Consider the following 23,285-nt stretch of genomic DNA (forward strand, 5'->3'; position numbering starts at 1 on the left):
TGACGGGGGGCGTTCATCAACGGGCCACCTGCGTCGAGCGCCCCTGCACGCTGCGCGTCTTCTCCGGCGCCGAGGAGGCCACTGCGGCCGCCACGCCGAAGACGAGGTCGTCGCGGTCATTGTAGCTGCCGGAGGTGCACGCGCTCACGGTGCCGCCATACCGGAACTGCGCGCGGATGGCGTGGGTGCCCGGGGTGGAGCCCAGGTTGAACGTGTGCGTGAACGTCCGTGAGCCGCTCGTGCAGGTCAGGTTCGTGGTCAGCGCCGTCCACGAAGGCGCCGAGGCGTTGGTGGTGTAGTACAGGTCGAAGCGGTCCGAACTCCCCCAGCACCACACGGTCACCTCTGCCGTCACCTGCTTGCCGACGGTGAAGGCGCCATGGTCCACCGTCCGGATGCTCACCCGTTCAACGCTCTCATCGCTGCGGTAGGTGCCGGAGTTTCCGTCCGCGCAGGAGGCGTTGATGGTGTTGGGCTGGTTGGGTTCGGTGCCGCTGGGCATGGTGCCGCGGCCGGCGACGAGCGTCGGCCCGGTGTCGCATCCGCAAACGTTGCCGCAGGACGGCGCCCGCAGCGTGGCGTTGAAGGTGGCGGCCACCGGCGTGCAGATGTTGGTGGTCGTGAAGCTGCTCACGGCGCTGTAGGCGCTGGTGCCGCAGGAGTCGGCCGCCCGCGCGCGCCAGTAGTACGGGGTGCTGCTGCCCAGCGCCGGCGTCACAGTCCACGCGCTGGAAGTCAGCGCGTTGGCGCTGGCCACCACGTTGGTGAAGGCCGCGTCGGTGGCTACCTGCACCTGGTAGGTGGCGGCGCTGGGGACGTCGCTCCAGTCGAGCGCCGCGGATGTGGCGACGCCGGTGGCGCCGTTGGCGGGGCTGCTCAGCGTGGGCGCCGCCAGGGCGACGCAGCCGCGCGTGGTGAAGGTGGACACCGCGGACCAGGTGCCCACGCCGCCGCACGAGTTGCTCGCGCGCACGCGCCAGTAGAACTGGGTGCTGGTGGCCAGGGCTGGCGACACCGTCCAGGTGCTGGCCGACAGGGCGCTGGCGCTGGCCACCACGTTGGTGAAGGCCGCGTCGGTGGCCACCTGCACCTCGTACGTGGAGGCGCCCGTCACGTCGTTCCAGTCCAGCACCGCGGACAGCTCCACGCCGGAGGCGCCTCCGGAGGGCGCGGCCAGCACGGCTGTGCCGGGCGCGGCGCAGACGGGCGTGGCGCAGGTGCACGCGCTGGCGGCGCCGTAGCACGCGTTGGAGGACGCTGGGACGATGGAGTAGCAGTACTGTCTGCCGTTGGCGACCTCGCCGTCGGTGTAGGTGGTGCCGGTGACGGTGGCGACCTTCGCCTTGCCGAAGTCGCAACCCGCGAAGCCCTCCGTCTTCATCACCCAGTACTGGCTGGCGCCCGCGGACGCGTCCCAGCTCAGGCTCACCTGGCCGTCACCCGGGGTGGCGGTGGTGTTGGCGGGCGCCGCGGAGGGGCCGGCGGCGCAGCCGCTGTTCGTCACGGTCGGCGTGGAGCAGGCGATGCGGTGCCGGTTGTACGCCGCGTAGATGGCGGACATATGCGGCGTGCCGTTGGCCAGGTTGCCGTCGTCGTCGTCCGCCGCCAGCCACTGCATGTAGCCGTTGGTGGCGCCACAGCCATCTGACGTGCCCGCCGAGCAGTTGCAGGCGTGCCACGTGCCCACGTTGCCGCTGCCCTGGTAGAACGTCTTGTTGCCCACGATGAAGGCGGTGTTGGAGTCGTAGTTGAACGGCGGCGCCGTCAAGTCCCGCGTGACGAAGTCCCAGGCCGCCTGCCGCACGGGCGAGGCCGCGCAGTGGACCTGGCGGCTGCACGGGCCGGAGCCGGAGCTGCACATGGGGCACACGAAGTTCTGCGGCGTGGCGGGGATGTTGGGCACGCTGGCCGCCCAGTCCGCGTCACGCACGCCGGAGCACTTGGTGTTGCACCACGACGTGCCGGAGACCTGCGCCTCCTGCTGGTTGTAGCCCGTGCCGTCCGGCGTCAGGCCGCAGCCGGTGTTGACCGTCTGGAAGAAGCCGTAGCCCACGCAGGACGTCTGCAGGCGGTAGATGGCCGCGATGTCCGCGTAGCCCTCCGACGAGTTGCTGAGCGAGCCGTTGGCGTCGAAGTCGTCGATGCCGTGGCCCCACTCGTGGTCGAACACGGCGCCAATCTCACCGGTGTTCCGGCAGCCGCCGCCGCTCCGGTAGAAGTTCACCGAGGAGCCGTTCCAGAAGGCGTTGCAGGTGCTGTTGATGTTGACGTTGGAGAGCAGCTGGCCCTGGAGCCAGGTGTTGGTGGGCAGCCACCCGCGGGCCTGCTCGGCCAGCTTGTTCAGCTCGTAGAAGCTGGAGCGGGACGCGGCGGTGTTGCCCGGCGACGTGCCCGGAGGCACGGTGCAGTCGTGGTTGTTGTTCACCCCGCCCAGGTTGAGGTTGCCCGTGGTGGAGCTGACGTTGATGGCGCCGCACGAGTCGTTGATGCGCACGTACTTGCCCGCCAGCGTGGTGGTGACGGTGCCGGAGCTGTAGTTGACGATGCCCGCGCCATCCGTGAAGTTGTTGGGTGCCGCCAGCCCGGTGTTCGCCCAGGGCATGGGCGAGTCGGGCTGCATGGTGCCGCACGTCTCGTTGGAGGTGCAGGTGCCGATGTTGGTGGACGGATAGATGCCGCCCTTCATCTGCGCGTCGAAGTAGTGGTTGTCGTCCTCGACGGCGAGCACCTCTCCGGTGTGGGCGTCCACCGTCGACTTCCAGCGCTGGTCCCCGCCCGCCTCGGAGAAGCCGTAGGTGTACACCAGCCGGTGCTCGTAGCCGGTGCCGACGGCGCCGTTGAAGGACTCGCCCTGGAGCGCCACGGGGGCAATCTCCAGCGTGGGTTGCTGCCACAGCATCTGGGGACTGGTGTTCAGCCCCACGAAGCCGTTGCCGGACACCAGCGCATCCTGCGGCGCCAGCCGGGGGCGGGTGTCGATGCGCACGTTGGCCCAGGCCTCGGTGCCGATGAGGATGAGGTTGCCGTGGCTGATGGTGGCCGCGATGCGTCCATGGCGCACGGGGACGCCGTTGACCTGCTGGGAGATGTGGACCTGGATGAGGTCGTCGTTGATGCGCGTCACCCGGGGGCTGCCCATCTGCATCAGGTCGACGTTGAACGCGGCCTGGTTGTCCGCGATGAACTTGAAGATGAGGTCACCGACGGCGGCCTCGTCCACGTCCGCGATGGAGCGGCCGATGGACTCACGGACCTCGTCCATGGTGACTTTGTTGTTGAAGCCGTCGCCGGGGATGAGGGGAAGGGTGCCTTGCACCGCGGTGGGGGTTCCCGTGCGCGGGTCGATGTAGACGTTGAACTCACGTCCGTTGCGCTTGAAGAAGTCATCCCACGCGTCGGCGCCGAGCGAGTTCATCCGCTGGCGGGCCTGCTGCAACGGCAGGTTCTGGATGGGCAGGTACAGCTCTGGCTTGAAGAAGGCCTTGTCGGCGACGGCGCTCTGTCCCTTGTCAGGTGGCTTGAATGCCCAGGCGGAGGTGGATAGGAGCAGGACAAGACATGCTGCTGACACCCGTGTGTGGCGCATGCGTTTCTCCTCTGCGGAACCACGAGGCACATGTCCTCGCGGTGGCTCCTGCACGGAGCTCGTCAACGCCCATATCGGGTGCGAAAACAAATCTGAATACGTGGGATTCCGTTCGCTATTCCCGAGGAAAGTTTTGAAGGAATAACGGGCCTTAGCAGTGTTCACTGTTGGTGTGTCTGACGTTCGAGGCACCGTGCGCGGGAAGGGCCCGCATCCTGTCGGATTGGAGTTTTCCATGAGGGCGCGAGGCGACTTCAATCTGGCCAGATGCGCACCCAGTCATCCTGGATGAGCTTGCCGCTGGCGCGGTCGGTGCTCCCGCTGGCCATGAAGCGCCGGGGAGCGGCCAGCGCGAGCATGCCGGCCTCCACCCAGAAGAAGAGCAGCGCGGCGGCGGCGACGGCGGGCAGCCGCGTGGCCCATTTCCGTGCGGAGACGCGAGTGGCGAGCACCACGAGCGGGAGTAGCAGCAGTGGGATGAGCGCGGGAAAGACGGCGAGCAGGCCGCGCGTGTAGCCGAAGAAGGCGACGGTGATGAGGGCCCGGTGCAGCAGCACCGCGGTGAAGAGCGCGAAGCCGCGCCATGCGGGAAGCAAGGACAGCGCGGCGCCCGCGAGCAGCAGCAGCGTGAGTGGCCACTTCACCCACGCGCGCTCCGGCACGAAGACGTCCACGGGGGCCCGGTCGCCCCTCAAGCCCGCGGGCAGGTTGGAGGCCCCCAAACCCAGCCGGAAGCCATCCAGCCAGCGGTCCAGCTTGGCCACCCACAGGCGCGCCGCGTCCGCCGGGTAATCCCTCATCCACGCGAGGCCCTCCGCGTATCCGTGCAGCAGCAGGTGTCGCTGTGCGGCGTTGGCCACGTCCAGGAAGCCCTCCTGGCCCATCTGGTTGACGCTGTCAGGGGTGAAGCCTCCCGTGGCCGCGGCGTGGTTCGCCATGGCGAAGTTGATGGGGCCGTACACGGTGACGGGGGCCAGCACGGGCAGCGGCTCCAGGTGCGGCGTCCGGGCGTTGAGCTCGCGCAGCACGCGCGCGTTGTGGATTGCCCAGGGGGCCAGCACGACGGCGGTGACGAGCAGGGCCGCGCCCCAGCGCAGGGCCAGGGTCCACGGGGGCGTGGCGCCTCGGTAGAGCCAGGCCCAGGCGAGGAGGAAGGGCCAGAGGTACAGGTGTTCGGCGCGGGTGAGCGAGCCCAGGCCCATGACGGCGCCCAGCAGCACGGCGCCCGTCCACGTGGGGCCCGCGCGGTGCTGGAGCATCAGCGCGCAGGTGGCCGAGAGGAAGAGGACGTAGAGCACTTCATTGCTGTACGTGGTGGACAGCACCAGCCAGCCGAAGCTGCACGCGAACAGGGCGGCGCCCAGCAGGCTCCAGCCGGTGCCCAGCACCTTGCGCCACCACCACCCCGTGAAGGCGACGGTGCCCGCGTTCAGCAGCGCCAGCGCGAGCTTGTACGGATAGGCGCTGCCCTGCGGCGGGCCCAGCACGCGGTAGAGCAGCCCCAGGAGCCAGGGAAACAGGGGCGGGTGGTAGGGCAGGGTGACGGGCCCGGTGTGCCCGCGTGCGAGGTCGGCGGCGTAGGCGTGGAAGAAGCGCGCGTCACCGTAGAAGAAGATGGAGAAGGGCCAGGTCCGGTCGGGCGACGCCTGCAGGTAGAGCCAGCGCAACAGCAGGCTGAGGCTGAAGGTCGTGGCGGCGCCCAGGGCCACCGGGTGCCGCCGACACAGCTCGCTCACAGCGGTGAAGCGCCTGCGCATGCCACCCCCCGGACGCGTTGCCCGCCACCTTAGCCAGGCGCGAGCGCGGCGGCCAGGCGGCGCTCAGCTTCGCAGGGGCGGCTTGCCCTGGTGCGCCACCAGCAGGTCATGCATGTCGTTGGCGTGCTCCTCCTCCTTGGCGAGGATGTCCTCCATCATCCTGCGCGTCGTCGGGTCATGGTTGGCGAAGTAGCGAACCAGCTCCTGGTACGTCTGGATGGCGATTCGCTCGGCGATGAGGTTCTCCTTGATCATGTCCACCAGGTTCTGCCCTTCGGCATACTGGCTGGCGCTGCGGGACAGCAGGCCTTCGGGGTTGAAGTCCGCCTTGCCACCGAGCTGGTTGATGCGCTCGGCGATGCGGAGCGCGTGCTCCTGCTCCTCTCGGGCGTGCTCTCCAAACTCGTCCTTCACGGACTCGCTCTGGATGCCCACCGCGGCGATGTAGTGGTAGGTGTAGCGCAGCACGCAGACGATTTCCGTCGCCAGCGAGCGCGTCGTTGAGCAGTTTGATGGTGGCGTTGACGTCGCCCTCGTAGTTCTCGGTGATGTCCGTGAGGAAGGGCTGCTGGACTTCGGCCATGGTGGTCCCCCTGTTCTGGGCTTCGCGCAAAGGTAGGAAGGGCGAGGCGCGAGGAAGCCACCCACGGGAGGAACAGTCCGCCACCACGGCCCGGGGGCGGACGAGGGCGCGGGGACTCCTGCCGGGCTTTCAGAAAAACGACGAACTTCCACACGTCGGTGGCAGGCTGCACGCGTTCGTTTCCTAGACTCGGCCGAAGCGGCGGTCGTCCGCTCCGTCTGCCTTGATGCCCGGCATGGAGGGAAGTGTGTCCCACGCAGGTGAGCAGTCCATCCTGGCCATCGACCTCGGGACGTCCGCCGTCAAGGTGGCGGCTGTCACGCTGAGGGGACGGATTCTGGGCGGAGACGTGGAGCCGCTGGAGCTGTCCCTGCTACCGGATGGGGGCGCCGAGCAGCAGCCAGAGGCATGGTGGCGCGCCATCGTCCTGGCGACGCGACGGCTGCTGTCCTCCGGGGCCGTGCGCGCGGAGGACGTCATCGGCGTCAACTGCAGCTCACAGTGGTCTGGCACCGTCGCGGTGGACGCGTCCGGCACGCCCGTGTGCCCCGCGCTCATCTGGATGGACTCGCGCGGTGCGCCGGACGTGAAGCGCGCGGTGGGCGGCTTCCCCTCCGTGGAGGGCTATGACGTTCGCCACCTGATGACGTGGATTCGCCTTTCGGGCGGCGTGCCCAGCCTTTCGGGCAAGGACCCGGTGGGCCACATCCTCTACCTGCGGCGCGAGCATCCGGAGGTGTACCGCCGGACGTACAAGTTCCTGGAGCCGAAGGACTGGCTCAACCTGAAGCTGAGTGGCCGCTGCGCCGCTTCGTATGACTCCATCACCCTGCACTGGGTGACGGACAACCGCGCGCTGGGCCGCATCGCCTATGACGAACGGTTGCTGAAGCTCGCGGGGCTCGAGCGGGAGAAGCTCCCGGACCTGGTCCCTGCCTCCACGGTGCTGGGGCCCCTCCATGCGCAGGCCGCGAGCGAGCTGGGCTTGCGAGAGGACGTGCAGGTGGTGACGGGCGCGCCGGACATTCTCGCCGCCGCCGTGGGCTCTGGCGCGGTGGGGGACTTCGAGCCCCACCTGTGCGTGGGGACCTCGTCGTGGCTGTGCTGCCACGTGCCCTACAAGAAGACGGACCTCTTCCACCAGATGGCGTCGCTGCCGTCCGCGCTGCCCGGGCGCTACCTGCTGGCCAACGAGCAGGAGTCCGCCGGCATCTGCCTCACCTTCCTCAAGGACAACATCCTCTACGGCCGGGACGCGGAGGCGGGGCCGGACGGTGATGCGCCGGACCTCTACCGGGTGATGGAGGCGCAGGCGGGCAACGTCCCCGCGGGCAGCGACCAGCTCATCTTCCTTCCCTGGCTCAACGGCGAGCGCAGCCCCGTGGACGACAAGTCGCTGCGCGGCGGCTTCTTCAACCAGTCCCTGAAGACGACGCGGGCGCACATGGTCCGGGCAGTGATGGAGGGCGTGGCCTACAACTCGCGCTGGCTCTTCACCTATGTGGAGAAGTTCGTGGGCCGGCGGCTGGACTCGCTGCGCATCATCGGCGGCGGGGCCCGCTCCGCGCTGTGGTGCCAGATTCACGCGGACGTGCTGGGCCGTTCGGTGCAGCAGGTGGACGAGCCCGTGCTCGCCAATGCACGAGGCGCCGCGTTCCAGGCCGCGGTGGCGCTGGGGCAGTTGACGGTGGAGGAGATTCCCTCGCTCGTGCCGGTCGCCCGCACCTTTCATCCGGATTCAAAGAACGCGGCGCTCTACGACGAGCTGTTCCGCGAGTTCGTCAACATCTACAAACACAACAAGGCCATCTTCGCGCGGCTCAACCGCGCGCGAAGCGCCTGAACCCCCGAGGAGTCCGTCATGGCACTTCCAGACCTGAAGGCGCTGAGCCTGCTCAACCACGTCCCGCCGCGGTTGCTGTCCGCGGCCGAGCGCTACCTCAAGGCCGTTCCGGGCGTGAAGGGCCTGCTCAACCGGGAGACGGGCACGCTGCTGTCTGAACTGGAGAGCGGCCTCAAGCCCTACCGCGGGAAGATGCAGTCGTTCGACCACCTGCCGCCGACGGGCCGCGCGCGCGAGGACGTGCTGCGCGAACTCCAGGCCCTGGAGTCGCAGGAGGAGTACCGCTGGCGCGAGGGCCGCGTGTCCGGCGGAGTGTACAATGGTGACGCGGAGCACATCGCGTTCCTCAACCGCGTCTATGCGCTGCATTCACAGAGCAACCCGCTGCACGCCGACCTGTGGCCCAGCGCCACCAAGTTCGAGGCGGAGGTGGTGGCGATGACGGCCAGCATGCTCGGCGCGGACGTGGCGAACGCGGGTCAGCCGGAGGAGGCGCGCATCTGCGGGGCCATGTCGTCCGGCGGCACCGAGAGCATCATGCTGGCGATGAAGACGTACCGGGACTGGGCCCGGGACACCAAGCGCATCACCCGGCCGGAGATGGTGGCGCCCGCCAGCGCGCACCCGGCCTTCGACAAGGCGGCGCACTACTTCGGCATCAAGATGGTGCGGGTGCCGGTGGGCCCGGACTACCGCGCCGACGTGGCCGCCATGCGCAAGGCCATCAACCGCAACACCATCGTCCTCATCGGCTCGGCGCCCGGCTTTCCGCACGGTGTCATCGACCCCATCGAGGCGCTGTCCGAGCTCGCGCGCAACAAGCGCATCGGCTTCCACACCGACGCGTGCCTGGGCGGCTTCGTGCTGCCCTTCGCCATGAAGCTGGGCTACGACGTGCCGCCCTTCGACTTCCGGCTGCCAGGCGTGACGTCCATGTCCGTGGACACGCACAAGTTCGGCTACGCGGCCAAGGGGTCCTCGGTGGTGTTGTACCGGGGCACGGAGCTGCGCTCGCACCAGTACTTCACGGCGACGGACTGGCCCGGCGGCATCTACTTCTCGCCCACCTTCTCCGGCAGCCGGCCGGGGGCGCTCATCGCCTCGGCGTGGGCCGCGCTGGTGAGCACGGGGGAGCAGGGCTACCTGGACGCCACCCGGAACATCCTGGAGACGGCGGCGGCCATCAAGCAGGGCATCCGCGACATCCCGGAGCTGCACGTGCTGGGGGACCCGCTGTTCGTCATCGCCTTCGGCTCGGAGTCCCTGGACATCTTCCAGGTGATGGAGCGGATGAGCGAGCACGGGTGGAACCTCAACGGCTTGCACAAACCGTCCGCCGTCCACCTGTGCGTCACGCTGCGCCACACGCAGCCCGGCGTCGCGGAGCAGTTCCTGGTCGACCTGCGCGACGCCGTGGACTACGTGAAGTCCCACCCCAGCGCGAAGGGGACGATGGCGCCCGTGTACGGCATGGCCGCCTCCGTGCCCTTCCGCGGGCTGGTGAGTGACTTGCTCAAGAAGTACATGGACCTGCTCTACAAGGTCTGACGGCGTCGCTCACCCTCGAAGGGCCGACGTTGGCGACTCAACCCGCCGGGTTCCCTCACCGCGCGATTCCGTCGAGCGCGGTGATGCTCTTTGCCGGCAGCACGAGTGACGCCGCGGCCACGTTCTCGCGCAGGTGCGCGACCGACGACGTGCCTGGGATGAGCAGGATGTTCGGCGCGCGGTGCAGCAGCCACGCGAGCGCGACCTGCATCGGCGTCGCGCCCAGCTCGTTCGCGACGTCCGACAGCGTCGACGACTGGAGCGGCGTGAAGCCGCCGAGCGGGAAGAACGGCACGTAGGCGATGCCCTGCTTCGCCAGCGCGTCGATGAGCGCGTCGTCACCGCGATGCGCCAGGTTGTAGTGGTTCTGCACGCAGACGATCTCGGTGAGCGCTTGCGCCTGCTCGACCTGACGCGCCGTCACGTTGCTGAGGCCGATGTGGCGAACGAGCCCCTCGCGCTTGAGCTCGACGAGGACGGCGAGCTCTTGGTCGAGCGGGCCTTCCGTCGGCGTCATGCTCATCATGCGCAGGTTCACGATGTCGATGGCGTCGAGCCCGAGGTGGCGCAGGTTGTCCTGGAGGTCCGAGCGGATTTCGGCGGGCGACAGCGCCGGGAGCCACGACTTGTCCGCGCCACGCCGCCCACCCAACTTCGACACGATGACGACATTCTTGGGATACGGATGCAGCGTGTCGCGAATGAGCTGGTTCGTGACGTGTGGCCCGTAGGCGTCGCTCGTGTCGAAGTGGTCGATGCCGATAGCGAGCGCCTCGCGCAGCACCGCTGCGGCCGCTTCGGGATCACGCGGCGGTCCCCAGACGTGCGGGCCCGCGAGCTGCATGGCGCCATAGCCCATGCGGTGCACCGTGAGCGTGGTACCGGGGAACGTGAACCGACCGCCGAGTTTGTCTGTATGGGTCATGTGCTTGAATCTAACGATGGTCACAATTCACACCAGCAAATAGGATGCATGGCAATCATGAACGCTGTTCGTGCCAGGAATCTCGACCTCAACCTGCTGCGCGTGCTCGTCGCCGTCGCTGACACGGGATCGGTCACGAAGGCGGCCGCGCGGCTCTACCTCACGCAGTCGGCGGTGAGCGCGGCGCTCGCCCGGCTCAGCGAGTCGCTGGACACGCCGATGCTCGCGCGCCACGGACGCGGCGTGATCTTGACGAGCCGGGCAGCACGCCTCGTGAGCGAGGTCCGTCCGCTGCTCGAGGCGATGCTCCAGGCCTCGCTCGCACCGGCGCGCTTCGACCCGCGCACGAGCGAGCGGACCATCCGCCTGGGGCTCTCCGACTTCGGAGACGAGTGGCTGCTGCCACCGCTGCTGCGCCGGCTCGGACGCGACGCACCCAAGATGCGGCTCGTCTGCATTCCGGTCCAGTTCCGAACGGTGGTCGAGGCGCTGGCGACCCGTCGCGTCGACCTCGCGGCGACAGTCATCGACAAGCTGCCGCAGGCCATCCTGCGCACGCCGCTCATCCGGGGCCACTTCGTCTGCCTGTTCGATCCGCGCCACGTGCGCCTCGGCGCGCGACCCAGCAAGCGCACGTATCTCGCGCAGGAGCACGTCATCGTCTCCTACAACGGCGACCTCCGCGGCACGGTCGAGGACGCGTACGGCGTCGAGCGACGCGTCCGCTGCTCGGTCGCGAGCTTCAGCGCGATCGGCGCCATCGTCGACGGCAGCCAATTGGTGGCGACCTTGCCCGACGTCTTCGCGGCGCAGCTCCTGCGGCAGCGTCCGCACCTGCGCAGCGCGCCCTTCCCCTTCGCGCACCGCGCCGGCGGCATGGACCTGCTCTGGCCCGCCGCGCTGGATGACGACGACGCGTGCGCCTTCGTCCGCGCCGCGATCATCGATATCGCCAAGCAGGTGCCCGCCACTTCCTGACGCGCTCGCAGTCGTTCTCCAACACCACTGGCAGGGTTGCTGGGAGTCCAGGAGTGGGGTGATGCGGCCTCGGGCAACCTCCGCGCCGACCCCTGACCGCGTGGGTGCCGAGCGAGTTGCTCGGCGCCGTCCGTCGAGATTCCTTCCACCTGATTAGAGCGACCGGCTGGCGATCTCCGCCAGCTCCGCGTCCGTCAGCACCAGGGGGTTGGCCTTCATGCTGCTGGCCCCCTTGGCCTTCGCGACCAGCGCGGGCACCTGGGCCTCCGTCAGCCCGTAGCGTCCCAGCCCCGGCACGCCCAGCGCCACGCGCAGTTCGTCCACCCACGCCACGGCGTCCTCGCCCCTTGCATCCTCCCGCCCCGTGAGCAGCACCGCCAGCTCCCGCGCCCGGGGCAGGGACGGATGCTCCGGCGCCCGGGCTCGCAGCGCGCGCAGGTTGACGTCCAGCACCGCGGGCAGCAGCGCCGCGCACACCGCCCCGTGGGGCGCGTCGAACATGCCGCCCACGGGCGCGGCGAAGCCGTGCACCGCGCCCAGGCCGGCGTTGGCCAGACACAGGCCGCCGAAGAGACTGGCCAGGGCCAGGTCCTCGCGCGTGGGCGCATCCGCGCCGTCCAGCACCGCGCGCCGCAGTGAGCGGGCCGACCTTCGCAGACCCTCGCGTGCCAGCGCGTCCGTCAGCGGGTTGGCGCGCGCGGAGAGCAGGGGCTCGATGAGCTGCGACAGCGCATCCATGCCACTGGACGCCAGCACGGCGGCGGGCGCCCCCGTGAGCAGGTCCGGGTCCACCAGCGCCACGCGCGGAAGCATGTGCGGACCGCGCAGGCTGGCCTTCACCTTCGCGTCCTTCGAGCCGAGCACCGCGTTGCGCGTCACCTCGGAGCCGGTGCCAGCCGTGGTGGGGATGGCCATGAAGGGCAGGGACGGGCGGGTGAGCGGCTGGCCCCGGCCAATGACTTCCAGGTAGTCCAGCGGGTCGCCTCCATTGGCGGCGAGCGCGGCAATGGCCTTGCCCGCGTCCAGCGCGCTGCCTCCGCCCAGGGCCACCACCGCGTCACAGCCCGCTTCCTTGATGCGCGCGGTGCCTTCGCGAGCACGCTCCACCGTGGGCTCGCCGTCCACGGAAAAGACAGTCACCCCCAAACCCAGGCGCTCCAAGGCTTCCTGGAGAGGCCGTGCGCGTGTGGGATTGGCGCCGGTGACGAGCAGCACCCGGGAGCCCCCGAGGCCGCGGAGGGCCTCGGGCGCTTCGGCCAGTCGGCCCGGGCCGAAGAGGACGCGGGTGGCGGTGGCGAACTCGAACGAGGAAGACGCGCTCACGTTCGTCACCAGCCGGCGTCTTCGGGGAAGCGGTTGACGAACTTCCGGCTGGTGCGGGGCTCCGCCATCATCGGAGCCACGGTGTCGCGCCAGGTGAGGTAGTGCGCTGTCTCCTTGTGCGCTGCGGGGGCTTGCGGCGTCCGGTACGCCTCCACCAGCACGAAGCGCGTGGGGTCCTCGGCGTCCTGCATGACGTCGAAGCGCGCAATGCCAGGCTCCTTCACGCTTTCGCGCGCGTTGGCGAGCGTGGCCTGGTGGAAGGCGTCCACGTGCTCCGGCTTGACGTGGACCTGGACGTGAACGACGAGGAGGCTGTGGGACATGCCCCGGAAACTACTCCGGGCCGGGGCCGCGTGGGGACGCGGCCTCCGGCCCAGGAGGGGGCAGGGGTGTTGGCTGCCCGTCAGTGACTACGGGGCCTTGAGGACCGTCGTCGGGCTGATGACGTCTTCCAGCTTGCGGGCCATGGTCCACCCGTCGTGGTAGACGATGCCCACGGGGCTGATGGTGTCATTCCGGTACAGGCCGACCTTCAAGTAGTTGAGCTGCCCCTTGTACTGGGTGGCGATGAAGCGCTTGGGCAGCACCACCTTGCCGTCCAGGTACAGCTCCACGAAGCCCACCTTCGAGTCAGGCGACCACTTCACGTGGAAGATGAAGTCCAGCCAGCGGCCGCGAACCAGCGGCGTGCGCCAGACGATGGTGCCCGGGTTGCCGCCGATGTTGAGGCGAATCTCCTCGCCGTAGACATAGAACTCCACCGGGGGCGAACCCGAGTTGCCCTCGTGGTGCCACTGGGTGAAGAGCTGCCACGTCTTCGCGCTGGGGAAGCTCGAGTCGAACATGGTGCTGAAGCGGTAGTAGTACTCAGAGTTCACGGGCTCGCGCGTCATCCGCACCAGCTCGTTGCGGTTGCCGCTGGAGTTGATGGGGTCGTCACCCTTGCGTACGGTGGCCTTGAGGGCGTAGCGGCCCTGCCGCAAGGGCGAGCTCACCAGCGCCAGCCGGTCCGCGCTCACCATCTGCGTGTGACTCCACTGGGAGCGGCTGTTGGTCTCGAAGTCACCGACCCACACCACGCTGGCGCCATTGCCCGGCTGGGGCTGCTCCGGGGTGGGGTTGGGAGTCGGCTCCGGGGTGGGGGTCGGCTCGGTGGGAGGCACCGTCGACGACGTGGACGAGCAGGCACGCGCCTCGGCGATGCTGGCCCACTCATTCAGGCTGTTGCCCTGGAACGTGACGCGGACGCGCCGCGTATTGATGGTGGGGAAGCTGTACGTCTCCGCGGCGGCCGTCTTGCCGCTGCTCTTGCCCGAATAGACCTGTGTATAGGTATAGCCATCCGGTGAGACCGAGACGAAGAAGTCATTCGCGCGCAGGTTGCCCTGATGCCACGCGACGGAGACGCCGGCGACCTTTTGGATGGAGCCCAAGTCGTAGTCAATCCAGGAGCCCTTGCCGAGGCGGCTCCACCGGGTGCCCAGATTGGAGTCCATGGTATTGGCCGGAACGTTGCCGTCATGGCCATTGGAAATCACCGACCGGGCCGTCAGCTGGGTGCAGCCCGTCGTGGTCAGCGCCGCGGCACTGACTGTCTGGTTGTCGGGGGCCTCGAATTCAATGGGGGACGCGTCGGATTCGGGGGAGACATCTTCCGGGGCGCCACAGCCCGTGCCGCTCATACCGAGCAGCGTTCCAACCAGCAGGAGGGTCTTCTTCATGGGGGGCTCTCTGGGAACTAAAGACAGACAGGTGGTGACTCCGCGCCGTGGGGGGACGGGCGGGTGGTGTTTGGCTTTGCTAGGTGGGCTTCTCCAAGGTCACGGCGGGTGATTGCCGTGTCGTGCTCTCAACGAGCATCCGCCAAAAGTATTTCGTATTCAACACGTGATTTCGAGCTCGCCTGCTCGCCAGGTGCCGCCCGGGGCGTACCTTGTTGCTGTTTCATCTGGTCTGGTTGGAATTGTTTGTCATTGTGCGACGCGGGCACTGGAGGCGCGCTGGGCGTGAGGCTTTCCATGCACTGCGGGCCTGGGTGGGCGCCGGGGTGCACTGCGACGCGAGTCGAGGGTGTGCGGTGGGGAGCGAACACTCCCACACCCCTGGCGACCGGAGGCGCGAGGTGCGTGCAGGCGCTACAACACCCCGGGTCGTACTGGCGACGCGAAGGACCGGCGCTCGACTCACACAGCGTCATCCTTCAGGGAGGTGGCCATGAACCCGGCTTCGGGCTCGTGCGTTGCGTGTGGGGCGCGTTTCCTGGGAGGCGTACTGGCGTGTCCACGGAGCGCGGCGGGGGTGTCCCGGGAGGCGCCGGTCCGCCGGTGGGCGCCTGGGTTGTGCCACCCGCCGCTGGTGGGCCGCGTCGCGGTGCTGAAGCGACTGGTGGGGCTGGCGGAGGACGTGCGGCGCGGGCTGGGACGTGCGGTGTGGTTGACGGGGGAGGCGGGGATGGGCAAGACGCGCGTCAAGGACGCCTTCGTGGAGCGCCTGGCCTCGGAGGGCTTCGAAATCTGGGAAGGCAGTGGCCTGGCGTTGCCGGGCGCGCCGGCGGGCATCTTCCGGGAGCTGCTGGACGCCACGCGGGACCTCAGCCCGCCCTCCGGGACGGGCCGCGTGTCCAGCGCGGACGCGGAGCGAATCCAGCGCTTCCTGGAAGGCCGTGAGCGCCAGGGCATTCCGGCGAGCCTCGCCTCCGAGCGCACCGCCCTGCTCGACTCCCTGTGCCACGCGCTGATGCCCCACCGCCGTCCGCGCCTGCTGGTGCTGGAGGACTGGCAGCATGGGGACGCGCTCAGCCATGCGCTGGTGGAGGAGTTGGTGTCGCGGCTGTCGCACACGCCGCTGCTGTTGTTGGCGCTCCAGCGCCCCAGTGGCACGGCGCCGGCGCCCCTCTCGGCGGAGGTCCTGACGGTGGGGCGGCTGGGGCCCGCGGAGTCCGCGGCGCTGCTGGAGGGCCGGCTGCGGAACCGGGGGGCGCTGACGCCCGAGGCCCGGGAGGCGGTGCTGCGCGGTAGCGCCGGACACCCGCTGCACCTGCTGCACGCGGTGACGCTGCATGAGGAGCAACCGGAGCGGGAGGTGCCACTCATGGGCGAGGCGGCACTGGCCGCGCGGCAGGCCTTGTTGCCCCCGGTACAACGGGACGTGCTGCGGGCCGCGTCGGTGCTGGGTCCGTCGTTTCCCCGGGCGGTGCTGGTGGCGTTGGCGGGTGGGGTGGGGCCGCTGGCGCTGCTGGAGACGGGGGGCTGGCTGCGCTCCGTCGCGGGAGGCCGGTACACGTGGGCGGTGGAGCCCGCCCCGGGCGTCGATGAGCTCTTTGAGGCGGAGCTTCCCGCGGCGCACCGGCGGGCCGCGGAGGCCTATGAGGCCCTTCCGGAGCCGCTGCGTCAACGCGCCTGCATGGAGTTGACGCGGCAATGGCTGTCAGCGGAGGAGTCCTCCCGGGCGCTGCCCTGTCTGGTGTCACTGGCAGGCTGGCATCTGGCGGCATTGGAGCCGGGGCCCGCCATGGCTGTGTATCGCTTCGCGTTGGGCCTGGCGAATGCGCTCAAGCCAGACGCCGCGCGGGAGTGGCAGCGGCGGCTCTGGGAGTACATGGGCGACGCGCACCGGCTGGCGGGTGAGCCCGTGGAAGCGGAGGCCGCGTTGTACACGGCGCGGCAGCTGGATGATGAGGGATTGGCGTCTCCCGCGGGAGACCGGGCCCGGCGTCTGTTCAAGCGGGCGTCGGTGGTGCTCGCGCTCGGCAGGTATGAGGAGGTGCTGGGGCTTGACAGGGAGGGGCGCCGGGACTGTCTGTCCGCGGCGCCGCTGATGTCCGTGTCGCTGCATGCGCTGTCCGCGCTGGCGCTGTCCGCGCTGGGCCGGTTCGAGGACGCGCGCGCGCGGGTTGTCCTGGCCCGCGAGCAGTTGTTGCAGGCGGCCAAGGAAGACGGCCCCGCGAGGGCGGGCGTGGAGGCGCTGCTCCACCGGGCCATGGGCAGCGTGCAGCTCGGGCTGGGGTTCCCGGAGGCCGCGGCGTCCGAGTACGCCCAGGTCCTGCGGTGGAGCGAGCGCTCGGGGGACACGTGGGAGCACTCCACCGCGCTGCTGAGCCTGGGCGATGCGTATTCGCGGGCGGGAGACAGGGAGCGCGCGGCGCACTTCTTCCAACTGTCGCTGGAGCTGGATTCACGCACGGGCGACCGCCGGGGCATGGCCTACACGCACCATGGACTGGCGCTGCTGCACGCGCGCGCGGGTGCGCCGGAGCTGGCGAAGGAAGACGCGCTGCGAGGGCTCCAACTGGCGTCCATGCTGGAGGACCGGCGCCTCCAATCGCTGCTCCGGTGCGTGCTGGGGCGGGCCCAGTTGCAGCTGGGCGAATGGGAGGACGCCGGACGTCAGCTCCAGCTCGCGGCGAGAGATGCCTCCGCCGTGGGGGCTCGCTTGGAGCTGCTTCAGGCGGAGGCGTGCCTGCGGGTGCTGGAGGCGCGGCGCTGAGCGTCAGGGGCCGGCGGGCCCGCGACGCCGCGCATTCGGCCTGCGCCGCACTCCTTGCTACCCACAGGGCCGCGAGGCGTGAAATTGTTCATGCGTGATTGAAATCGAGACCATCGAAGCCTTCGAGCGGCACCTCGCGGCGGGCGCCGGGTTCGCCAACGTCATCATCCAGGGGCTGGACCTGCGGCGGTACACCCAGGCGCTGGCCTCCGCCGAGCTCTTGGGCGCCGTCTTCCTGGGCTGTGAGCTGGAGAAGGACGCGCTGAAGGCCACCGTGGAGCATGGGGCCATGGTGTTCCCGCCCATCTCCGGCGTGCCCTATCAGCCCTACCGGGGCGCGCTGTACTCGCCGGAGGAGCTGTACGCGGGCTTTGACCCCGCGCGGCCGGAGTCCTACGCGGACACGCCGGATGCGCGCATCTACGCGCACTGGGCGGCGAACGGGCGCGGCAATCCTCCCACGCTGCTGGAGACGCTGGCGCAGCGGCTCCATGACCACTCGGTGACGGAGGCCATGGAGGCGCTGCTGTCCGGGTCGGGTGGCGTGCGCAAGGTGGTGGCCATCATGGGGGGCCATTCCATGAAGCGCGGCCAGCCAGACTACCGCGCGGTGGCCTCCCTGTCGCGCGAGCTGGCACGCCGTGGCTTCTTCATGGTCAGCGGCGGTGGCCCGGGGGCCATGGAGGCCACGCACGTGGGCGCGTGGTTCGCGCGGCGCACGGAGGCGGAGCTGGACGCGGGGCTGGCGATGCTCGCGCAGGCGCCCAGCTACACCGACCGGGAGTGGCTCGCGCGTGCCTTCGATGTTCGCCGCGCCTTTCCCCTGGGCGAGGATGACCTGCCGTACTGCGCCAGCCTGGGCATCCCCACGTGGCACTACGGGCACGAGCCGCCCAACCCCTTCGCCACGCACATCGCGAAGTACTTCGCCAACAGCGTGCGGGAAGACGGTCTGCTGACCATCGCCAAGGGCGGCATCGTCTACTCCCCCGGCAGCGCGGGCACCATCCAGGAGGTGTTCCAGGATGCGTGCCAGAATCACTACAACTCAGTGGGCGTCATCAGCCCCATGATCTTCCTGGGCACCGAGTTCTGGACGCGCACCCGGCCCGTGTACCCGCTGCTGCATCAGCTCGCGCAGGGCTACGACTACGCGCGCTACCTCATGCTCACGGATTCGCAGGAGGAGGTCGTCCGGGCGCTGGAGGCGTATGACCGCGAGGCGCATCCGTCTCGCTGAACGCCCGCTGCCTCGCTGGGATTCTCCGAGTCGCCCGCCTCCATCTGGCAGGCACGGGGGCAGGGGCCCGGCGAATCCGCCTGGACGTGGTCGCCCCGGCTGCGTTGTCGCTGTTCGACGCAGCCGGGGCGGCGTATTCTCGTGGTTTCGGGAAGGAGCGCTCGGATGCGGCCCCGGGCCGTCTTCTTTGACTTGGATGACACGCTGATTGACCGCGCGGGCGCCTTCACGCGCTACGTGGACTCGCTCGTCTCCCGCTACCTGTCGTTGCTCCCCGCGGCTCGGCGTGCCGAAGCCGTGACCTGGATGCACGCGGTGGATGGGCGTGGCGGCGCGTCCCGGAGCGCGTTCTGTCAGCAGGTGACGGAGGCGTTCCCCTGCCTGGGCCTCACGCCCGACGCGCTCTGGGAGGACATGGCGACGCGCCTGCCTCAGCTCGTCCAGGCGGACGCGGGCGTCTGTGATTGGGTGGCCTCCGTGGCCCGCTGCCGGCCGGTGGTGGTGGTGTCCAATGGCTCGGCGCGGGTGCAGCGTACGAAGCTGGCCCGCGCGGGGCTCGCGGAGGTGCTGCCGGAGGTCTTCCTCTCCGGCGAGGTGGGCGCGGCGAAGCCGGATGCCCGCATCTTCGAGGCCGCGCTGGCCCACGTCGGACGTTCGCCGGAAGAGGTGCTGCACGTGGGCGACGACCCGGAGCGGGACGTCGTGGGCGCCGCGCGGCTGGGGCTGGCCACCTGCTGGGTGTCTCACGGCCGGCCGTGGCCCTCCGCGCTGCCGCCGCCCATGTTCACGGTGGAGCGCATCCCTTCGCGCATCGACGACATCGCCGGAGTGCTCACGCGATGGACATGAACGCCGTGGTCGGCTCGCACGACCTGCTCTTCATCACCCTGGACACGCTGCGCTTCGACGTCGCCGAGGCGCTCGCGGCCCAGGGGCGCACGCCGAACCTCTCCGCGCTGCTGCCCGGAGGCCGGTGGGAGCCGCGGCACTCTCCCGCGAGCTTCACGTACGCGGCGCACCACGCATTCTTCGCGGGCTTCCTGCCCACGCCTGCCACGCCGGGGCCGCATCCCCGGTTGTTCTCGATGCGCTTCGAGGGCAGCGAGACGACGGCCGCCAACACCTGTGTGCTGGACGCGCCGGACCTCGTCACCGGGCTGGCGGGCCGCGGGTATCACACCGTCTGCATTGGCGGCGTGGGCTTCTTCAACAAGCGCAATCCGCTGGGCAACGTGCTCCCCGGGCTCTTCGCGGAGAGCCACTGGCGCTCCGAGCTGGGCGTGACGGACTCGCGCTCCACCGAGCACCAGGTGACGCTGGCCGTCCAACGGCTGGAGGCGCTGCCGCGTGAGCAGCGCGTCTTCCTCTTCATCAACGTGTCGGCGTTGCACCAGCCGAACCGGCACTATGTGCCCGGCGCCACCCAGGACTCACGCGAGTCCCACGCCGCGGCCTTGGAGTACGTGGACTCGCGGCTCCCTCCGTTGTTCGCGGCCCTGCGGCGCAGGGGGCCCGCCTTCTGCATCGTCTGCTCGGACCATGGCACCACCTACGGCGAGGACGGCTTCACCGGCCATCGCCTGGCCCACCCCGTGGTGTGGACGGTGCCCTACGCTGAATTCCTGCTACCTCGAGAAACCGCACCATGACGCGTCTGGAGCAGATGCTCGAAGGGTCGCCCTATGTGGCGTACCTCTACGGCTACCCACACAAGACGGCCTACCGGCCCTTCACCCCCGCGCTCCCGCTGGAGTCCGTCTGGGCGGAGGAGCGGCGCGACGCGCTGTTCCTCTACATCCACGTGCCCTTCTGTGAGATGCGCTGCGGCTTCTGCAACCTCTTCACCGCCGCCGGGCCGAAGCAGGACGTGGTGGACGGGTTCCTGGGCGCCCTGGTGCGCGAGACGAAGCGGGTGAAGGCGGCGCTGGGGACGGCGAGCTTCGCCCGGGCCGCCATTGGCGGTGGCACGCCGACGCTGCTGGACGTGGCGGGGTTGAACACCGTGTTCGACCTGGCCGAGGGCGTGATGGGCGCGGACATGAAGAACATCCCCGTGTCCGTGGAGGTGTCGCCGGAGACGGTGGACGCGAAGAAGCTCCAGGTGCTGCGCTCGCGCGGCACGGACCGGGTGAGCATGGGCATCCAGAGCTTCATCGAGGCGGAGGTGGCCGCGGTGAAGCGGCCCCAGAAGACGGCGCAGGTGGAGGCCGCGCTGGACCTCATCCGCTCCACGGGCTTCCCCACGCTGAACCTGGACCTCATCTACGGCATGGAGGGGCAGACGGAGGAGAGCTTCCTCTACTCGCTGCGCACGGCGCTCCGTTACTCGCCGGAGGAGATTTATCTCTACCCGCTCTACGTCCGGCCGCTGACCTTCCTGGGCAAGAAGGCGCGGGCGTGGGACGACCTGCGCCTGTCGTTGTACCGCGTGGGCCGCGACTTCCTCCTGTCGGAGGGCTACACGCAGGTCTCCATGCGGATGTTCCGCGCGCGCCATGCGCCGGACGCGGGCGGTCCGGTGTATCGCTGCCAGGAAGACGGCATGGTGGGGCTGGGCTGCGGGGCGCGCTCGTACACGGGACAGGTGCATTACTCGTCTGAGTACGCGGTGGGCTCGCGCGAGGTGCGCTCCATCATCTCGTCGTACAGCGAGCGGACCGAGGCTTCGTTCGGTGAGGTGGGTTACGGCTTCCGCCTGGACTCGGAGGAGCGGCGGCGGCGCTACATGCTGTTGTCCCTGCTGGCGGACGGCGTGGACCTGGCCGTCTACCGGCAGCGTTTCTGCACCGACGCGCTGGAGGACTTTCCGGAGCTGGAGGAGTTGGAGGCGCACGGGCTGGCGCGGAAGAACGGTGGGGTGGTGCAGCTCACCGCCGCGGGCGTGGAGCGCTCCGACCTGATTGGTCCCTGGCTGCACTCCGAGCAGGTGCAGGCGATGATGAAGGAGTACGCTTGGCGATGAAGCTCACCGTGCTCTATCGGGGCCCGCTTTCGAGCTGCAACTACGGCTGCGAGTACTGCCCCTTCGGCAAGTGGAAGCACACCGACGAGGAGCTGGCCAAGGACCGCGCGGACCTGGAGCGCTTCGTCGCGTGGGTCGAGGCGCGCACGCAGGACACGGTGTCGGTGTTCTTCACGCCGTGGGGCGAGGCGCTCATCTGGCCCTGGTACCAGGAGGCGCTGGCGCGATTGTCACACCTGCCTCATGTGGAGCGGTTGGCCATCCAGACGAACCTGTCCTGCAAGCTGGACTGGGTGGCCCAGGCGCGCGCGGACAAGCTGGGCATCTGGGCCACGTACCACCCGGAGTGGACGAAGCGGCACCGCTTCGTGGCCCAGTGCGCGAAGCTGACGGAGCTGGGCGTGCGGCACAGCGTGGGCGTGGTGGGGTTCCTGCGCTTCACGGTGGAGGCGGAGACCCTGCGCGCCGAGCTGCCCGCGGACACCTACTTGTGGATCAACGCGGTGAAGGACGGGCAGGAGGAGCCGTACACGGCGGAGGACGTGGCGCGGTTTACGCGTCTGGACCCGCTCTTCCCGGTGAACAACACGCGCCACCCGAGCCTGGGCCGCGCGTGCCAGGGCGGGGAGTCCGTCATCTCCGTGGATGGCGAGGGCACGGCGCGGCGGTGCCACTTTATCGACGAGCCGATTGGGAACATCTACGCGCCGGACTTCGACGCCGCGTTGAGGCCCCGGCCGTGCGCGAAGCAGACCTGCGGTTGTCATATCGGGTACGTGCACCTGGAGTACCTGGAGCTGGACCGCGTGTTTGGCTCTGGCATCCTGGAGCGCGTCCCGGCGACTCCCTTGTGGAAGGGCGCGCTGGGCAAAGGAGTATCTGGAGCGGTTCCCGGCAGCGTGAGGGGCGAACGTCACGGAAACTGACGCAGGGCTTCGCGAATCTCCCACTCGTAGACGGTGAGCCCGTCACGGCGGAGGTTGGGGAGCAGGTCTCCGAAGGCGTTGGCCTCCAGCACCCGGTGCCCGGTGAAGTGCTCCTCGTACATGAGGTCGATGCCCACGTGCAGGCAGTCATGCGCGCGCGCCACCGTGCGGCAGCTCTCCATGGCGTCCGCGAGCTCGTTTCCAGGCACCGCTGCGTGAAAGTCGTCCAGGTCTCCCCGCCAGCCACCCAGGTGCAGGTTGGTGATGGGCCGCATGCTCTGCCGCACCACCGTGAACGCCGGCTCGCCCCGGACCATCAGCACCCGGCAGTCGAAGTAGTCGCCGCCCAGCCGCGCCTTGGGAATCGAGCGCTCCACCTGTGCGCCTTCGCCCAGCAGATACGTGAGGAGTTCATCCACCTGCGCTGGAGCCTCGACGCGGCGGACCTTCAGCGAGTTGTACCAACCCGTCTTCGTCACCTCGATGGTGGTGGTCAACGCGTCCGCCGAGCGCCCCCGCCGGTAGATGGCGAGGCATGACGCGGAGGAGCCGCACGACACCTTCACGTATACCTCGCGGCAGTCCTCTGCCTCCATCCGCTCCCGGAGCGATTCCACGTCCGTGACGCCGTCCAGCGGCTCCGGAACCGGCACGCCCAGGGCGGCGTAGCGCCGAGAGGTGATGCGCTTGTCGAAGAGGTCCGCGATGGCTGCGGGCTTCTGGAGGACGCGCCAGCGCGGATGCGCCGTGAAGACGGCCTCCAGCTCCGACAGGACGCGCAGGAAGCCCAGGTGGTGCTGCCGGGGGCTGAGAATCCGGCCGTGGTCCACGGGCAGGCGGTCCACCTGCTCCGGCGTCAGGATGGAACAGCCGTGGCCCACCGCGTCCGCGTAGCCCCGCTTGAGCAGGGCCTTCTCCACGTCCCAGCTCTCCCCCGTGGAATCAATGCGGACCAGCGCCTCCGAGTCTGGCAGGTCCGCCAGCAGGCCCGGCGTCGTCAGCAGCTCGCGCCAGGGCACGACGTGCGCGGACGGGAGCCCCTGGTGGGACAGGGCCTCCTGGAACAGCGTGACGCGCCGGTTCTCCGCGTTGCCGATGAGGATGAACGGCGGCGCGCGTTTCATGCCGG

17 protein-coding genes are annotated in these 23,285 nt (G+C 69.5%); 9 read left to right on the forward strand and 8 right to left on the reverse strand.

The genetic code is table 11. The features are described from left to right. Window positions 1–16: 16 nt before the first annotated feature. The 3 genes from KGD87_RS03515 to KGD87_RS03525 all read right to left on the reverse strand — a co-directional run bounded on the left by KGD87_RS03515 (window position 17) and on the right by KGD87_RS03525 (window position 5,811). Window positions 17–3,586: a PepSY domain-containing protein gene (locus KGD87_RS03515; protein WP_284666140.1), complete on the reverse strand. Its 3,570-nt coding sequence runs from the start codon at window positions 3,584–3,586 to the stop codon at window positions 17–19. Between the two features lie 254 nt (window positions 3,587–3,840). Further along, the gene (locus tag KGD87_RS03520) at window positions 3,841–5,343 is read right to left on the reverse strand and encodes an ArnT family glycosyltransferase (protein WP_284666141.1); all 1,503 of its coding nucleotides are present in this window, start codon (window positions 5,341–5,343) and stop codon (window positions 3,841–3,843) included. A gap of 63 nt (window positions 5,344–5,406) precedes the next feature. Next, entirely contained in the window at window positions 5,407–5,811 is a 405-nt protein-coding gene (locus tag KGD87_RS03525) for a ferritin-like domain-containing protein (RefSeq protein ID WP_284666142.1), read from the reverse strand. A gap of 350 nt (window positions 5,812–6,161) precedes the next feature. Here KGD87_RS03525 and KGD87_RS03530 point away from each other — a divergent pair, with 350 nt between their 5' ends. Together KGD87_RS03530 and KGD87_RS03535 are read left to right on the forward strand one after the other, a co-directional pair. After that, on the forward strand, window positions 6,162–7,769 hold the full coding sequence (locus KGD87_RS03530) for a xylulokinase (RefSeq protein WP_284666143.1): 1,608 nt from the start codon (window positions 6,162–6,164) through the stop codon (window positions 7,767–7,769). A gap of 18 nt (window positions 7,770–7,787) precedes the next feature. Next, window positions 7,788–9,317: a pyridoxal phosphate-dependent decarboxylase family protein gene (locus KGD87_RS03535; protein WP_284666144.1), complete on the forward strand. Its 1,530-nt coding sequence runs from the start codon at window positions 7,788–7,790 to the stop codon at window positions 9,315–9,317. A 55-nt stretch (window positions 9,318–9,372) separates the two neighbouring features. On the opposite strand, the gene KGD87_RS03540 is transcribed toward KGD87_RS03535, so the two are convergent. After that, on the reverse strand, window positions 9,373–10,242 hold the full coding sequence (locus tag KGD87_RS03540) for an aldo/keto reductase family oxidoreductase (RefSeq protein WP_284666145.1): 870 nt from the start codon (window positions 10,240–10,242) through the stop codon (window positions 9,373–9,375). Window positions 10,243–10,290: 48 nt separating this feature from the next. On the opposite strand from KGD87_RS03540, the gene KGD87_RS03545 reads away from it, so the two are divergent. Next, complete coding sequence (locus tag KGD87_RS03545; RefSeq protein ID WP_284666146.1) at window positions 10,291–11,220, forward strand: LysR family transcriptional regulator; 930 nt, start codon at window positions 10,291–10,293, stop codon at window positions 11,218–11,220. Window positions 11,221–11,373: 153 nt separating this feature from the next. On the opposite strand, the gene KGD87_RS03550 is transcribed toward KGD87_RS03545, so the two are convergent. The 3 genes from KGD87_RS03550 to KGD87_RS03560 all read right to left on the reverse strand — a co-directional run bounded on the left by KGD87_RS03550 (window position 11,374) and on the right by KGD87_RS03560 (window position 14,264). After that, window positions 11,374–12,555 carry an iron-containing alcohol dehydrogenase gene (locus KGD87_RS03550; RefSeq protein WP_284668575.1) on the reverse strand — a complete coding sequence of 394 codons (1,182 nt, stop codon included), beginning with the start codon at window positions 12,553–12,555 and terminating at the stop codon, window positions 11,374–11,376. Continuing rightward, window positions 12,549–12,866, reverse strand: coding sequence for an antibiotic biosynthesis monooxygenase (locus KGD87_RS03555; protein WP_013939462.1), 318 nt, complete (start codon window positions 12,864–12,866; stop codon window positions 12,549–12,551). Before KGD87_RS03555 ends, KGD87_RS03550 begins: the two co-directional genes overlap by 7 nt. An 87-nt stretch (window positions 12,867–12,953) precedes the next feature. Next, on the reverse strand, window positions 12,954–14,264 hold the full coding sequence (locus tag KGD87_RS03560) for a heparin lyase I family protein (protein WP_284666147.1): 1,311 nt from the start codon (window positions 14,262–14,264) through the stop codon (window positions 12,954–12,956). Window positions 14,265–14,841: 577 nt separating this feature from the next. On the opposite strand from KGD87_RS03560, the gene KGD87_RS03565 reads away from it, so the two are divergent. The 6 genes from KGD87_RS03565 (at window position 14,842) to KGD87_RS03590 (ending at window position 22,156) form a co-directional block, all read left to right on the forward strand. Further along, a complete protein-coding gene (locus KGD87_RS03565; protein ID WP_284666148.1) occupies window positions 14,842–17,028 on the forward strand; it encodes an AAA family ATPase in 2,187 nt (728 codons plus the stop codon). A 94-nt stretch (window positions 17,029–17,122) separates the two neighbouring features. Continuing rightward, window positions 17,123–18,268, forward strand: coding sequence for an LOG family protein (locus tag KGD87_RS03570; protein WP_284666149.1), 1,146 nt, complete (start codon window positions 17,123–17,125; stop codon window positions 18,266–18,268). Window positions 18,269–18,433: 165 nt separating this feature from the next. Then, window positions 18,434–19,117 (forward strand): HAD family hydrolase, encoded by a 684-nt coding sequence (locus KGD87_RS03575; protein WP_284666150.1) that lies wholly within the window; start codon window positions 18,434–18,436, stop codon window positions 19,115–19,117. Further along, window positions 19,108–19,917 (forward strand): STM4013/SEN3800 family hydrolase, encoded by an 810-nt coding sequence (locus KGD87_RS03580; RefSeq protein WP_284666151.1) that lies wholly within the window; start codon window positions 19,108–19,110, stop codon window positions 19,915–19,917. The genes KGD87_RS03575 and KGD87_RS03580 overlap by 10 nt, the downstream gene beginning before the upstream one ends. Continuing rightward, window positions 19,914–21,230, forward strand: a complete 1,317-nt coding sequence (locus tag KGD87_RS03585; RefSeq protein ID WP_284666152.1) for an STM4012 family radical SAM protein — start codon at window positions 19,914–19,916, stop codon at window positions 21,228–21,230. The genes KGD87_RS03580 and KGD87_RS03585 overlap by 4 nt, the downstream gene beginning before the upstream one ends. Further along, entirely contained in the window at window positions 21,227–22,156 is a 930-nt protein-coding gene (locus tag KGD87_RS03590; RefSeq protein ID WP_284668576.1) for an STM4011 family radical SAM protein, read from the forward strand. The genes KGD87_RS03585 and KGD87_RS03590 overlap by 4 nt, the downstream gene beginning before the upstream one ends. Here KGD87_RS03590 and KGD87_RS03595 read toward each other — a convergent pair. Next, on the reverse strand, window positions 22,144–23,280 hold the full coding sequence (locus KGD87_RS03595) for an STM4014 family protein (RefSeq protein WP_284666153.1): 1,137 nt from the start codon (window positions 23,278–23,280) through the stop codon (window positions 22,144–22,146). The genes KGD87_RS03590 and KGD87_RS03595 overlap by 13 nt on opposite strands. Window positions 23,281–23,285 lie beyond the last annotated feature (5 nt).

Origin of the sequence: Myxococcus sp. SDU36, from assembly GCF_030168875.1 — a bacterium.
In the GTDB taxonomy this organism is placed as follows: domain Bacteria; phylum Myxococcota; class Myxococcia; order Myxococcales; family Myxococcaceae; genus Myxococcus; species Myxococcus vastator.